This window comes from Enterococcus sp. DIV1411a (assembly GCF_050531945.1).
Taxonomy (GTDB): Bacteria; Bacillota; Bacilli; order Lactobacillales; family Enterococcaceae; genus Enterococcus_B; species Enterococcus_B faecium.
Window position 1 is genome coordinate 1,192,859 of the sequence record NZ_CP172892.1, and the last position, 14,253, is coordinate 1,207,111.

At 37.7% G+C, this 14,253-nt stretch carries 18 protein-coding genes and 1 pseudogene; 17 read left to right on the forward strand and 2 right to left on the reverse strand.

Annotated elements, in window-relative coordinates:
* The first annotated feature begins 135 nt into the window (after positions 1-135).
* From IGJ87_RS05730 to IGJ87_RS05770, 9 genes are all read left to right on the forward strand, one after another.
* On the forward strand, positions 136-993 hold the full coding sequence (locus tag IGJ87_RS05730; RefSeq protein WP_002298675.1) for a glycosyltransferase family 8 protein: 858 nt from the start codon (positions 136-138) through the stop codon (positions 991-993).
* Positions 986-1,888, forward strand: coding sequence for a glycosyltransferase family 8 protein (locus IGJ87_RS05735; protein WP_002298674.1), 903 nt, complete (start codon positions 986-988; stop codon positions 1,886-1,888). Before IGJ87_RS05730 ends, IGJ87_RS05735 begins: the two co-directional genes overlap by 8 nt.
* Before the next feature lie 31 nt (positions 1,889-1,919).
* On the forward strand, positions 1,920-2,270 hold the full coding sequence (locus IGJ87_RS05740) for an iron-sulfur cluster biosynthesis family protein (protein ID WP_002298673.1): 351 nt from the start codon (positions 1,920-1,922) through the stop codon (positions 2,268-2,270).
* Positions 2,271-2,318: 48 nt separating this feature from the next.
* Entirely contained in the window at positions 2,319-3,242 is a 924-nt protein-coding gene (locus IGJ87_RS05745; protein WP_002376595.1) for a magnesium transporter CorA family protein, read from the forward strand.
* Positions 3,243-3,319: 77 nt separating this feature from the next.
* Entirely contained in the window at positions 3,320-4,213 is an 894-nt protein-coding gene (locus IGJ87_RS05750) for an SDR family oxidoreductase (RefSeq protein WP_002298671.1), read from the forward strand.
* Positions 4,214-4,250: 37 nt separating this feature from the next.
* Positions 4,251-4,814: an alkaline shock response membrane anchor protein AmaP gene (gene amaP / locus IGJ87_RS05755; protein ID WP_002296677.1), complete on the forward strand. Its 564-nt coding sequence runs from the start codon at positions 4,251-4,253 to the stop codon at positions 4,812-4,814.
* Positions 4,815-4,826: 12 nt separating this feature from the next.
* Complete coding sequence (locus IGJ87_RS05760) at positions 4,827-5,015, forward strand: DUF2273 domain-containing protein (protein WP_002291274.1); 189 nt, start codon at positions 4,827-4,829, stop codon at positions 5,013-5,015.
* Positions 5,016-5,027: 12 nt separating this feature from the next.
* Complete coding sequence (locus IGJ87_RS05765; RefSeq protein ID WP_002298670.1) at positions 5,028-5,930, forward strand: Asp23/Gls24 family envelope stress response protein; 903 nt, start codon at positions 5,028-5,030, stop codon at positions 5,928-5,930.
* A gap of 31 nt (positions 5,931-5,961) precedes the next feature.
* Positions 5,962-6,204, forward strand: a complete 243-nt coding sequence (locus IGJ87_RS05770; protein WP_002291278.1) for a GlsB/YeaQ/YmgE family stress response membrane protein — start codon at positions 5,962-5,964, stop codon at positions 6,202-6,204.
* A gap of 268 nt (positions 6,205-6,472) precedes the next feature.
* Here the strand turns inward: IGJ87_RS05770 and IGJ87_RS05775 are convergent.
* Positions 6,473-6,843, reverse strand: a pseudogene (locus IGJ87_RS05775) (hypothetical protein).
* Positions 6,844-7,059: 216 nt separating this feature from the next.
* A complete protein-coding gene (locus tag IGJ87_RS05780; RefSeq protein WP_002323245.1) occupies positions 7,060-8,232 on the reverse strand; it encodes an IS256-like element IS1542 family transposase in 1,173 nt (390 codons plus the stop codon).
* Between the two features lie 386 nt (positions 8,233-8,618).
* Here IGJ87_RS05780 and amaP (IGJ87_RS05785) point away from each other — a divergent pair, with 386 nt between their 5' ends.
* The 8 genes from amaP (IGJ87_RS05785) to glsA all read left to right on the forward strand — a co-directional run bounded on the left by amaP (IGJ87_RS05785) (position 8,619) and on the right by glsA (position 14,192).
* Positions 8,619-9,185 (forward strand): alkaline shock response membrane anchor protein AmaP, encoded by a 567-nt coding sequence (gene amaP, locus IGJ87_RS05785; protein ID WP_002297459.1) that lies wholly within the window; start codon positions 8,619-8,621, stop codon positions 9,183-9,185.
* 12 nt (positions 9,186-9,197) lie between these two features.
* Complete coding sequence (locus IGJ87_RS05790; RefSeq protein ID WP_002290682.1) at positions 9,198-9,386, forward strand: DUF2273 domain-containing protein; 189 nt, start codon at positions 9,198-9,200, stop codon at positions 9,384-9,386.
* 12 nt (positions 9,387-9,398) lie between these two features.
* A complete protein-coding gene (locus tag IGJ87_RS05795; RefSeq protein WP_002295944.1) occupies positions 9,399-9,956 on the forward strand; it encodes an Asp23/Gls24 family envelope stress response protein in 558 nt (185 codons plus the stop codon).
* Between the two features lie 31 nt (positions 9,957-9,987).
* Complete coding sequence (locus tag IGJ87_RS05800) at positions 9,988-10,230, forward strand: GlsB/YeaQ/YmgE family stress response membrane protein (RefSeq protein ID WP_002290686.1); 243 nt, start codon at positions 9,988-9,990, stop codon at positions 10,228-10,230.
* A gap of 27 nt (positions 10,231-10,257) precedes the next feature.
* Entirely contained in the window at positions 10,258-10,485 is a 228-nt protein-coding gene (locus IGJ87_RS05805) for a hypothetical protein (RefSeq protein WP_080032953.1), read from the forward strand.
* A gap of 85 nt (positions 10,486-10,570) precedes the next feature.
* Complete coding sequence (locus tag IGJ87_RS05810; RefSeq protein WP_002325728.1) at positions 10,571-11,785, forward strand: ammonium transporter; 1,215 nt, start codon at positions 10,571-10,573, stop codon at positions 11,783-11,785.
* A 30-nt stretch (positions 11,786-11,815) separates the two neighbouring features.
* Positions 11,816-13,243 (forward strand): amino acid permease, encoded by a 1,428-nt coding sequence (locus IGJ87_RS05815; protein WP_002325727.1) that lies wholly within the window; start codon positions 11,816-11,818, stop codon positions 13,241-13,243.
* A 22-nt stretch (positions 13,244-13,265) separates the two neighbouring features.
* On the forward strand, positions 13,266-14,192 hold the full coding sequence (gene glsA / locus IGJ87_RS05820; protein ID WP_002295938.1) for a glutaminase A: 927 nt from the start codon (positions 13,266-13,268) through the stop codon (positions 14,190-14,192).
* The last annotated feature ends 61 nt before the right edge of the window (positions 14,193-14,253 follow it).

A 14,253-nucleotide genomic window follows, 5' to 3' on the forward strand; every position in this document is an offset into this window, starting at 1 on the left:
TACCAATGCGTTTTGTGATAAAAAAATTTTAAAATATTCAATGAAAACAAAGCATATATTTTGCTTTAAAACCAAATGAGGAATATTCTAAATGTATAACAGGTTAGAAAAAGATTAGAAAAAGGAGTGGTTTTGATGGAGAAGAGATACGGCGTAGTTCCTGTGGTAACTGCTTCAGACGAAAATTATGCTCCTTACTTGAGCGTGATGATCGCAACTGCATTAGAAAATTGCAATAAAACAAGACGCATAAAATTTTATGTGATTGACGATGGTCTATCAGAATATAGTAAAGAAGGATTGGAAGAAACGGTAAATAAATATTCAAGTAATGCAAGTATCCAATTCCTGACAGTGGAAAAAGATATCTACGAAGACTTCCTAGTCAGTGACCATATCACAACTACCGCTTACTTAAGAATTTCTTTACCAAACTTATTAGCTAAAGAGGATTATAAGAAAGTCCTTTACTTAGATTCAGATGTGTTAGTACTAGACGATATCGTAAAACTATATGATGAGCCGTTAAATGGAAAAACAATCGGCGCTATTATCGATCCAGGCCAAGTGAAAGCTTTGGAAAGATTAGGAATCGATTCCGATGACTTGTACTTCAATTCAGGAGTGATGGTGATTGACATTGATCAATGGAATAAAAAAGAAATTACAGAAAAAACTATCCATTACCTCAGTGAAAATAGCGATCGAATCATCTATCACGACCAAGATGCTTTGAATGCTGTACTTTATGAAGATTGGGAACAACTTCATCCAAAATGGAACATGCAGACTTCGCTGATTTTTGAACGTCATCCAGCACCAAATGAAAAATATGAACGTCAGTATAAAGAAGGAAATGAAAAACCTTCGATCGTTCACTTTACAGGACATGATAAACCTTGGAATACGTTGAAAGATCATCCGTATACCAATTTATACTTAAAAAAATTAGCACACAGTACTCTAACGAAAGTAGGCGAGATCAATGAATAAAAAAGAAATAGCAGTAGTCGCAAGTTGTAACACAAAATTCGTACCACATTTAGCTGCATTATTTGTCTCAGTATTAGATAATTGCAACCCGTCTAAATTTGTTCGGTTCTATGTGATTGACGATGATATCGATTTTGAAAGTAAACAGCTTTTACGCTTCTCAGTGAAAAACGCACGAATGAACTCAGATGTGGAATTCTTGAAAATCAATAAAGAATTCTTTACAAATGTGGTAATCAGCGATCGTATTCCGGAAACAGCTTATTATCGTATTGCGATTCCGGAATTGTTCCGCGGCACAGAAGTTGAACGTATCTTATATATGGATTGCGACATGATCGCTTTACAAGATATCTCTAAATTATGGCGTCTTGACTTCGGTGATTCAATCGTAGCAGCTGTTGAAGACGCTGGGTTCCATCAACGACTGGAAAAAATGGAAATTTCAGCTAAATCAATGCGTTATTTCAACTCAGGTTTGATGCTGATCAATGTGAAAAAATGGTTAGATGAAAATATTACGCAAAAAGTATTAGATTTCATCGAACATAATCCAGAAAAATTACGATTCCATGACCAAGATGCATTAAATGCTATCTTACATGACCGTTGGTTACCACTTCATCCGCGTTGGAATGCACAAGGCTATATCATGGCAAAAGCAAAAAAACATCCAACAGCAGCAGGCGAACGTGAATACGAAGAAACTCGCAACAATCCTTACATTATCCATTTTTCAGGACATGTGAAACCGTGGAGCAAGGATTTTGAAGGGCCAACGAAGAAATATTACGAAAAATATGCAGGGATGACGGCTTTCCGCTGTGTAGCTAAATTCCCTAAATATCCGAAATACGCAAAAGTTCAACCAAAAACAGATGTAGTTGTTAAATAATAGAAGACAACAACTGAAGAGGGGAGTAGGAATGGAAATTACAATGTCTAAAAATGCAGTAGAGACGTTAATTGAAAAGGTTGGGGAAAATACAAAAATCGCACTCGCGCTCATCAATGATTCCGATCCATTTTTAAGGGACAAATGTGCTTTTGCAAAAGGCAGCTTTTTTCAAATCATTCCTTTTGTTTCGGAATTTGGAGAATATGCGACTAAAATCGAGCATCCATTATTGGACATCTATACATCTAAATTAGAGCAAAATTATTTCGGTAAACGATTGAACATGGACTTTAACAAACAGCTTGACAGCTTTTCATTAGAAAATGAAATCGCAGTACTCGATTATAATATCAAATTAAAGAACTGCTTCTTCAGCTAATAGTTTCGAGAAAGTCCAAAAAGGAGGTATACATTGAGATACTACTTTGTGGATGAAGAAAAGAATGTAACAGAAACAGATGAAAAAAAATATAATTGGCTCGTACTTGATAGTGCAAAGCCCGAAGAGATTGAGCAAGCAATCGAAGAATTCGAGCTTCCTGATGATATTTTCGTAGGAACCGAATATCCGGAAGAAGTTTCTCGGATGGAGCGCCTTTATGAGACGAAACTAGAGCATCCATTTTCTTTGGTAGTGATTAATCTAGATCAGTCAGATAATCGTATCGAAAAAAAATTAACGCCAATATCTTTTGTACTTTCCGATAATCTCTTGATTACTTGTATCGATAGAAAAACCGAATTTGTGGATCGGCTGCTGACAAAGCATGGAAATCATTTAAACTCGTTTGAAAAGATCATCACGTATACATTACTAGATATTTACACCCATTACGTGAAAGAACTAAGAGAGATGAAAAAGCGAATTGACGCTTTGGATAAAGCAGCTCGTAAAACAACGGAAAATGAAGAACTGTATAAACAGGCAGATCTTGAAAGAGACATCGTATATATCGATCATACCTTAAGAGATCAACGGGAAACAATGGATCAATTATGGAATTCTGAAACTTTCATCAAACGTTTAGATGATGAACAGCTACTCTATGATGTCCATTTGAGACAGCGACAAACAGAAAAAATGATCGAGATCTATCGAGATTTATTAGAGAGTATTGGTGATCTATTCAACGGGATGATGGACAATAATCTAAATCATATCATGAAATATCTAGATTCAGCTGCATTAATCATTTCCGTTCCGGCGTTGTTCGCAGGGATTTGGGGAATGAATACAGGAGGATTACCGGGTAAAAGTTCTGCTCTAGGCTTTATACTCGTAGTCTTTGGCTCTTTGATAGCAGCAGTAGTTTTAGGTTACCATTTATACCGGAAAGATTATACAAATTAAAGAATCTATTTAAAACAGGTATCAAACAAAGAAATTTGTTTTGGCAATACAACTTAAAAACTAGGAGGAATACAGCAATGACAGAACCAAAATTAATCGACCCGCGAAACTTGTACCATACGGAGAAATTTCCTAAACAAGATCAGGATACACCCGCTTTACAGCAGAATATGATTCCTGTTCCTGATTGTGGAGAAGAATCCTATGAAGGCAATAATCAACTAGAAAACCGCCGTGTACTAATCACTGGTGGAGATTCAGGGATCGGTCGTGCAGCAGCGATTGCATTTGCTAGAGAAGGGGCAGATATCGCTCTTCAATTCTTCCCAGGAGAAGAAAAAGATGCAGAGAAAGTAGCAAAATACGTGAAAGATGCAGGACGTAAGATTGTCTTACTACCTTTTGATCTTCGTGACGAACAAGCACCTAAAGAAATCATAGATAAAGCCGTGAGTGAACTTGGCGGGCTAGATACGATGGTACTAAACGCAGGACAGCAAATTTCTTGTCAGTCTATTGCTGAGTTACCACTTGAGCAAGTCAAAGACACATTTATGATAAACATCATCGCTATGTTTGCTTTAGTGAAAGAAGCTGTTCCGCATATCCCAGCAGGAGGAGCAATCGTAACAACAACTTCTGTTCAAGCATTCAATCCAAGCGAACATTTATTAGATTACGCAGCAACAAAAGCTTCAATCGCTAACTTTACGATCGGTTTAGCAAAACAGCTTGCACCTAAAGGAATCCGTGTAAATGGTGTAGCACCTGGTCCAATCTGGACACCATTACAACTAGACGAAGGACAACCTTCTGATTCGATCCCTGAATTTGGTCAGCAAAGTTTACTAGAACGTGCAGGTCAGCCAGGAGAATTAGCACCAGTTTATGTTTTCTTAGCATCGAATAAAGCAAGTTATGTTACAGCCCAAATTTACGGAGTAACTGGTGGAGAAGCGATCAACTTATAAGAAGTTGATCGTTTCACCCCTATGAGGAGGTGCGAAAATGAATAAAGGTGTAAAAACGATCGGAGTGATCGGAACGTTACTTTTGCTATCTGTGCTTTTGTTTGCGATACTATTAAGTGCAACCTATCCATTGCCTTTTCAGCTAGAGAAGTTTCGATTCTTTTCCATCACTAATTCATACGTGCAACAATATGTATTTTGGCTTGCCGTTGCATTTGCTATTTTGACAATTATCACGTTACTTGTTTTCCTGTTTTATCCAAAAACAATCGGAAACTTTCTACTGAAACATGGTGATGGGGAGTTGACGTTGGATAAAAAAGCAATTGAAGGAATGGTTCGTTCTCACTTGCATGAAGATGAATTCATCCATTCACCAAAAGTAAATGTCAAAGCAACGAAAAACAAGATCGCCGTCAATGTAAAAGGAGAGTTGAAACGAACTTCAGCACTCATTGGTAAAACAGGAACATTGATGAAAGAAATCGAAAATGAAGTACAACACATATTGGGAACAAAAGAGCCAGTGAAAGTATCGGTGAAATACACAGGCTTTGAAGAACCAGCTAAACGAAGCAATGACCGCAAACGAGTAGAATAGGGGGGACCAAAAATGAAAGAACTATTTTCGACATACAAGCTCCCTATCATCTTTGGGGTACTTGGATTGATATTAGCCGTTTTATGGATCACCGTGGGCTTTTTCAAGACCTTATTGATCTTGATCATGGCAGCGATCGGCGTCGCTATCGGTTTTTATCTGAAACAAACGAAAATCTTAGATCACTATTTTAAATCTTAGGAGGAAACATCCATGAATAACAATAACAAAAATAATAACAATAAAATGAACAACCAAAAACCAGTGTCTGCACATCCAGACCCAACGACACCAAACCAATCAAATGGTGTGAACGATGAAAAGAACAAAACAGCACCAGTATCTGCACATCCAGATCCAGTAGTCCCTAACGTTCAACAAGGAGTAGAAGAGAAGAAACATGATGCAGAAAAGCATGCACCTCGTCATCCAGGAACTCCAGAATCTAAAGTTCCAGAACAACATGATGCAATCGATCCTTCTAAACCTGTGGAAGAGCAAAAACATCCTTCTGACCATGCGAAAGCACAAGAAAAACTTAGTTCTGACCACACAAACGGACAAGGAAAACTTGGTTCTGATCATACAAATAACCAAGGAAAGCATGATTCTGAACAGGAAGATTCAATGCGCGGTGAGCTGAATTATGAAGATAAAGTTGTGCAAAAAATCATCGGAATCGCAATTGAACAAGTAGACGGTTTATTATCTGCAAACGGTGGTTTCTTCTCTAATGTGGCAGGAAAACTTGTGAATACAGATAATGTAACGGCTGGGATCGAAACAGAAGTCGGTAAAAAACAAGTAGCAGTTGATATGGATGTCATTGTGGAATATGGCAAAGATATCGAAAAAATCTTTGAAGAAATGCAAGAAATAATCGGCAAAGAAGTAAAAAATATGACACACTTAGAAGTGATCGAAGTTAACGCTAACGTAGTGGACATCAAAACAAAAGAAGAATTTGAAAAAGATCAAGAAACGGTGCAAGACAAAGTAACTGACGCAGCGAAAAAAACCGGTGAATTTGCTTCGAATCAAACAGATAAAGTAAAATCAGCAGCTGGAAGCGGCGCACAAAAAGTAAAAGAAAATACAGAACCACGGGTTCAGTAATAAGGAAGTAAAACATTAGGAGGAACGAAACATGGGATTTATTTGGTCACTTATCGTCGGAGGAATTATCGGAGCAATTGCAGGAGCAATCACGAATAAAGGTTCTTCGATGGGGATTATTGCAAATGTCGTAGCAGGTTTAGTTGGATCAGCACTTGGTCAAGCATTATTAGGTTCTTGGGGACCAAGTATTGCAGGAATGGCAATCGTGCCATCATTGATTGGTGCCATCATTTTAGTACTAATCGTATCATTCTTTGCTCGAAAACTGTAAAAAGACTTTTAAAAGAGGTCGTGAAAAAGCTGTTCTTCATCAAGTAATAAGAACAGCCAAACAAAAATAGCTTCTCATATTTTTCATTTGGTTGGGCTTATTATCGAAGATGCAAGCTTTTGAACACTGTTTATTCGGAATAAGAGGCTGTGACAAGACTTTTGTCACAGCCTCTTATTTATGCGGGCAAATTCCCAATTAGATTTTTAAAAGTTTTTCCTTAAATGTGTCCTTGTTGATTGCTATAAGACAGCTTTTTCACAACCTTTTAATAAAACAATGCCTCCCTAAATTTTCTTGAGATAGGAAAGGTGAACATACAAAATAATACGACCACTTGGAAAACCCAGATGATCCACAAATGGATCGTATGATACTGATGAAGTAAAAAGCAATGGATCAGAAACTCAAAGAGATTGAAAAAGACAAGGAAGAAATATATCTCTTTTTTACTCTTGTCTGTTTTAGCCAATAATAGCTCGTAAAGTAATCTAGACAAACAAATAGAAGTAAACAAAGTTTCGTAAGAGCCGTAATCGCATCATGTTGCTCTGCTAGACGATTGACGAGCAGGAAAAATGTTGGTAATGGAATATAGATCACGAGTAATGAAAGAAAAAAGTAAACAATAAATGGCATACTATTCCTCCTAATTGTGTGAGTTCGCCCTCATTTTAAAATAACGATATTTATTTGTGAAGCTTTTTCGTGTCGTAACAAATGTTATCTAATGTATTTTTAAATAAATAATCATTATTATCAAAATAATGTTAAAAATAAAAAAGAATAGTCCATCATATCACTAGTCAAGTCCATAATCCTGTGTAAAATACTATACAATGTTTTACCGGTCTCTCATTGATCAAACTTAATATATTTTCTTGTAGAACTGAGCCATTCGTCATGAAGGTCCATAAGGACAGCTCCAATTAATCGATTGGCAGACGTTCGGTTGGGAAAAATCCGAATAATCTTTTCTCTTCTGCGGACTTCCTGGTTCAGTCGTTCAAGAAGGTTGGTGCTTTTTAGCCGATTATGACTATTTCCGATAACCGTGTATTGAAAGGCATCTTCGAAGCCATTATCCAATATTTCGCAGGCTTTTGTATATTTAGGCTGGTCGATATATTCACCGACTAAGGCATTCTTAGCTGTTCGAGCGAGTTCAATATCCGTAAACTTAAAGATCGCTTTTACTGCTTCTCTAAACGGTTTTGAATTCTTTTTTGGAATGGAACTGAAGATGTTTCTTAAAAAATGGACCTGGCATCTCTGCCAACTTGCGTTGGTAAATGACTTACGAATCGCAGACACTAGGCCTTTATGGGCATCAGAAATGATGAGTTCTGTCCCCTTTAGGCCGCGTTCTTTTAAGTATTCAAAGAAGATGGACCATGTGTCATCACTTTCTTCATTTTGAATCATGAAGCCAATGATTTCACGGTCGCCACCTTCTGTTATCCCGATCGCAATATGGCAGCTTTTAGAAAGCACTCGATGGTCCTCACGGACTTTTATGTAGAGAACATCAGTCATCAGATAAGGATAATTCGTACCTGAGAGTGAACGGTTCTGCCATTCGTTGACCATCGGGTCTAACTGCTCAGTCAGGCTAGAAACAAAAGATTTCGATACAGATTTTCCACATAGCTCTTCAACAATCTTTGAAACTTTACGTGTCGAAACGCCCGAAACATACATCTCAAGCATTGAAGCGAGCAGTGCCTTTTCATTTCGCTGATAACGCTCAAACACCGTCGGTGAAAATTCACCATCACGTGTTCTAGGCACTTTTAATTCGAGTGTACCCACACGAGTCGTAAAGTCTCGCTCATAATAGCCATTTCTTTGACTCTGACGACTTTCTGAACGTTCATAGTCATCGGCTTGAATATATTCTGTTCGTTGATTTTCCATCAATTGGTTGAAAACAGTGGTTAAAATATTTTTAGAAACATCATCTTTTACCGAATGTTCAATAATACTTTGAACCTCTTCGTTGTTCAGTGTAAAATGTACTTGGGTCATGTAACGTCCTCCTGGGTATGTTTTTGTGGTTAAAAACATTGTACCGTAAAAGGGCTGTTACATGGCCTTTTATCTTTTACACAATTATATGGACTTTATCGAAAAAATTTAATAAATAAATAGAATCTTGTAATAATAACTGAGCATAATCTTTGCAATTTTTAATCTTGAATAATATCCTTTAAGTATAGCCAGCAATCAAAAGTAAATAGAGAATAAGTAAGCAATTGTTATTTCAGTATCAGACTGGCAATAAAACGCCGTTATGATCCAGCAATGTTTGGTAGCGCTTTATTTACTGGTGCTATGCTAACTGTTCGCTATCTATACTGTGATTGTCGGTAGAGTTATTTACAGGATAAAAATAAGTTTATAGGAGGTGGAAAATGAATAAGGGGTTAAAAATAATCGGTGTTATCATGAGTTTACTGCTACTTTCAGTATTTCTAGCGATTGCGTTGATCAATGCGCCGTATATTATGCCTGAACAATTGGAACGATTTCGCTTCTTTACTTTAACGAATTACTACATGCAACAATATATTTTCTGGGCAGCTGTAGTATTTGCCGTTCTTGCTATTATCATCTTGCTAGTCGTTCTTTTCTATCCAAAGTCAAGAGGAACTTTCGTTATGAAACGGGAAGATGGCAAACTAACAATCGACAAAAAAGCGATCGAAGGGTTGGTACGTTCCCATTTACACGAAGAAGAGTTCATTCATTCACCTAAAGTACGGATACGTTCAACGAAAAATCGAATCCATATCCATGTCAACGGAGACTTGAAACGAACTTCTTCATTAGTAGGGAAAACAGGTGTATTGATGCAAGACATCGAAGAAGAAGTGACTAGAGTACTTGGAACAAAAGAAACGGTCAAAGTGGCAGTCACATACAGCGGTTATGAAGAACAAGAAGATACAAGAGACTACAAGCACTCTCGAGTGGAATAGGAGGGCCAAATAATGAAAGAACTATTTTCAGCATACAAGCTCCCTATTATCTTTGGGGGGCTTGGACTACTGCTAGCTGTTTTATGGTTAACGATTGGATTTTTCAAGACATTGTTGATCATAATCATGACAGCAATTGGCGCAGGAATCGGTTTTTATTTGAAACAGACAGGAATAGTTGATCAATTTTTTAAATCATAGGAGGAAACAAAGATGGAAAACAAAAACATGAATACAACAAATGGATCAGTTTTGGCAAATGAAAAAGGAGAAAACCGCATGATGAATGGTGAATTGACTTATGAAGACAAAGTCATCCAAAAAATCATCGGTTATGCATTGAAAGATGTAGATGGTCTATTGACATTAGATGGCGGATTTTTCTCAAATATGGCTGAAAAATTAGTCAACACAGATAACGTAACAGCAGGTATCAATACAGAAGTAGGTAAGAAACAAGTAGCTGTGGATTTAGATGTGATCGTAGAATACGGTAAAGACATCGAAGATATTTACAACCAAATCAAAGAATTGATCAGTACTGAAGTCAACAATATGACACATTTAGATGTTATCGAAGTGAATGTGAATGTTGCAGACATCAAAACACAAGAAGAATACCAAAAAGATCAAGAAACAGTACAAGACAAAGTAACAGAAGCAGCAAAATCAACTGGACAATTTGCTTCACGCCAAACAGATAAAGCAAAATCTGCTGTAGGCAAAGGTGCACAAAAAGTCAAAGAAAATAACGAACCACGTGTACAATAAGAAGTAAAAAGTCAGTTAGGAGGAATTTAAAATGGGATTTATTTGGGCATTAATCGTCGGCGGTATCATTGGAGCAATTGCAGGAGCAATCACGAATAAAGGATCATCAATGGGGATCATCGCAAACATCATTGCTGGTTTAGTAGGTTCAGCAATTGGACAAGCTTTACTAGGAACTTGGGGACCAACAATTGCAGGAATGGCTATCATTCCATCATTGATCGGTGCAATCATTTTAGTATTAGTCGTTTCATTCTTTGCACGTAAATTATAAGCAAATTGAAGAAAAACTTATGTTGAAATGAAGAACAAATTTGAGAACCGTAGCGAAATTCGCTGCGATTCTTTTTTATATATTTTATATGAAGTATTCTTTATTCCTTATGAAAAAATATCTTTAAAAATAAAAAAAGACGAAAATAAACGGTTTTCTATAAAAAGAAGACCGTTTATTTTTTGTCTTTTTTTGTGTGAAAAACGAAAAAAAGCACAACACATCAAGCTTTTATTAATTGTCTGTCTTTTATAAACGCAAGTATTAATTCAAAAAAACAGAAGAAAAAAACAACTACACCTTCTTTTATACTCGTAATCGTAGAAAGGAGGCGAAAAAAATGAATACATTACCTATCAATACAGGAGATACAGCATTCATGATTTTATGTACAGCAATGGTTTGCCTGATGACTCCTGGTCTAGCATTTTTTTACGGTGGATTAGCACGGAAGAATAATATACTAACGATCATGTCTCAATCTTTTCTCTCCGTTGGGATAACAACGATTATGTGGGTATTTGGTGGATTCGGATTGGCCTTTGGACGGGATATCGGCGGTGTTATTGGAAACCCGGCAGATTTCTTTTTGATGAGACATGTTACAAGCTTCCCCAACATGTTTCATGGTGCAACGATTCCATTTTTAATGTTCTTTCTTTACCAACTGATGTTTATCGTGATTACGGTTCCTTTGATGACAGGAGCTTTTGCAGGGAGATTGAATTTAAAAGGATATATTATACTTGTTATTTTTTGGAATCTGCTGATTTATTTCCCTGTTTGCCACTGGATATGGGGCGGCGGATTTTTGGATCAGATGGGATTTAGAGATTTCGCTGGTGGAGCAGTCATCCACACGACAGCTGGATTCGGCTCTCTAGCATGTATCCTCACACTTGGTCAAAGAAAGATTCCTTTAGGAGAAAGAAATCAGCATAGCAGTCTTATGGCAGCTGCTATCGGTACAGGACTGCTTTGGTTTGGCTGGTTCGGTTTTAATTCCGGTGGTGCACTTCGAGCAGATGAACAAGCAGTCAATGCATTTGGTTCAACATTCATCGCTCTTGCATTTGCGATGATTACTTGGCTGATCATTGCAAAAGTAAAAGGAAATGGCTTTGATTTTGTCGACGTACTAACAGGATCCGTTGCTGGATTGGCAGCCATTACGCCTTGTGCCGGTTATGTAGAAGCAAAAAGTGCCATGCTGATTGGGATCATTGCGGGTATCGTCTGTCATGCTGCTGTTGATTTTCGTAAAAAGAAACAATGGGATGATGCACTTGATGTGTGGGGTGTTCATGGCATGGGCGGATTCACAGGTACGATTCTGATAGGGATCTTTGCATCTAACAGCCATTTACTAACGAATCCAAGCAGCTGGTACTTCTTAGGGATTCAAGTGATTGGTGTCATCATTACTGCCGTGTATGCCTATGTGCTGACAACAGTGATTTTAAAATCGGCGATGCACTTTACAACGATCACTACTACAAAAGAAGAACAAGAAGAAGGATTGGACTTTTTCTTCTTTGGCAACAAACTCAATTGAAACAAATTCAAATAGAAAAGAGGAAGATTCATGCAACAAAGCAAAACGAAAATTCCTGCAAAAAAATTAACGTTCTTTGGCTTTATGGCTATGACCATCTCAATGGTCGTTTCATTATATGAATATCCCACATTCGCGACCTCAGGCTTCAGCTTAGTATTTTTCTTGTTATTAGGCGGTTTGCTATGGTTTATCCCTGTGGCATTGTGCGCAGCAGAGATGGCAACGGTGAAAGGATGGGAAAAAGGCGGTGTCTATACTTGGGTCAGTCGCACATTGGGAAAACGATTCGGTTTTGCCGCAATCTTTTTCCAATGGTTTGAGATAACAGTTGGCTACTTGACCATGCTGTATTTCTTAACTGGTGCATTATCCTATGCAACGGGTATTGGTGCTATACAAAACAATAAATATCTGAAATTGGCAATCCTATTGATTATTTTCTGGGCTATTTTACTCTCTCAGTTAAAAGGAACCAAATACACTTCATTAATTGCTCGGATCGGTTTTGTAGCTGGTATCTTGTTGCCAGCATTAGTCTTGTTTGGCTTAGGGATCCATTATGTCGCTTCAGGCGCTCCACTACAAACGACACTGTCTATGAAAACATTGATTCCTGATTTTTCGAAATTGCCTACGCTGGTTGTTTTTGTTTCCTTTATTTTAGCATATATGGGCGTAGAAACATCTGCCAGTCATGCAAATGAAATGGAAAACCCTAAAAAGGATTATCCATTAGCAATGTTTGTATTGGTTGTTCTGGCAATCATTTTAGATACTTTTGGCGGATTGACCGTCGCTACTACAGTACCTCAACATGGTTTATCTCTTAATACAGGGGTGATCCAATCGTTAGAATTCCTATTAAGACACATTGATCCAAATCTTGCATGGATTGCGAAAATTCTTGCGATTCTTGTTTGTTTAGGTGTCATCGGAGAAATTGCTTCTTGGGTAACCTCTCCTTCAAAAGCACTTCACGTAGCAGCAGAAGAAGGATTACTTCCTGAATATTTTGCAAAAGAAAACACACACGGTGTTCCTGCTCATTTGATGATCGCAAATGGGATCGTTGCAACAATCTGGGCAGCCGTCTTTACATTAAGCGGCGGGGGGAATAATCTTTCATTTCTTGCAGCGATGTCATTGACTGTTGTAATCTACCTGATGTTGTACTTTATGTTTTTCGCGGGCTATTTGAAGCTGGTTTTTAAAGATGACAGTCTTGAAAGAGCCTATCAGGTTCCAGGCGGAAAAGTTGTAAAAGTAATCGTTGCTTGTTTAGGTCTTTTGACTTCACTTTTTGCTTTTTGTATCTCATTTGTTCCACCTGCTAGTATCGCAGCTGGACAGCACGGGATTTATGAAACGATTCTGATTGTTTCTTATCTTATCGTCTTAGTTATTCCATTTACGATCTACGCATGCCGTCATAAATTCCAGCATGCAGAAAAATAAAAAATGAAAGCTGGTTATTCAAATGGAAGTAAAAGAATTAGAACAATTGATTGGAAAAAATTTCCACTATTATCAAACAGGACAAGTGGCGGATTACATTCCAGCATTAGCTGAAGTAGATCCCAAACAATTAGGTATGGCGATTTATGATTTGGATACAAAACAACTGATTGAGGGTGGAGATGCCGATGTGCGCTTTGCCATCGAAAGCATGTCAAAAGTTCCCGTATTGTTATTAGCAATCAAAGACAACGGAATAGAAAAAGTCTTTCAAACAATCAACACGGAACCAACCGGATTTGCTTTCAATTCTATCATGAATATGGAAATCAATCATCGCAAACATCCAATGAATCCTTTTGTTAATGCAGGAGCGATTGCAACAACCTCATTGATTGCCGGTAAAGATGCAGATGAAAAATTTGAGCGAATCTTGTCATTTATGAAAGAGATCTGTGATGATCCTAATATCACATTGAATGAAGAAATCTATCATTCTGAATCAAGAACAGGTGATATCAATCGCTCTCTTGCTTACTATATGAAAGGTAATCAAATGATCGAAGGAGACGTACCGGAGATACTCGATGCTTATTTCAGACAATGCTCCCTCAATGTCACCGCTACAGGCATAGCAAAATTAGCTGCTGTGCTGGCAAATAAAGGAATCGCTCCTTGGAATGGCAAACAAATCATTACTGAAGAAAGTGCTACAATCGTCAAATCAATTATGACAACTGCTGGTTTGTATGATGAATCAGGAGAGTTTTCCGTCCATGTTGGTGTACCTGCAAAAAGCGGTGTAGGCGGCGGGTTGATGGCAGCTGTGCCAAATCGTTACGGCATAGGTGTCTTCAGCCCGGCACTAGATCCATTTGGTAACAGCGCAGCTGGTATCCAATTGTTGAAAGATGTAGTCAAAGAACTAGACGCTGACATCTTTGAATAAGCATTCTTAAAAAAGACTGGGGTAAAAGTCCAAACGGCTCAAAGCTACCTACAATGAGGCT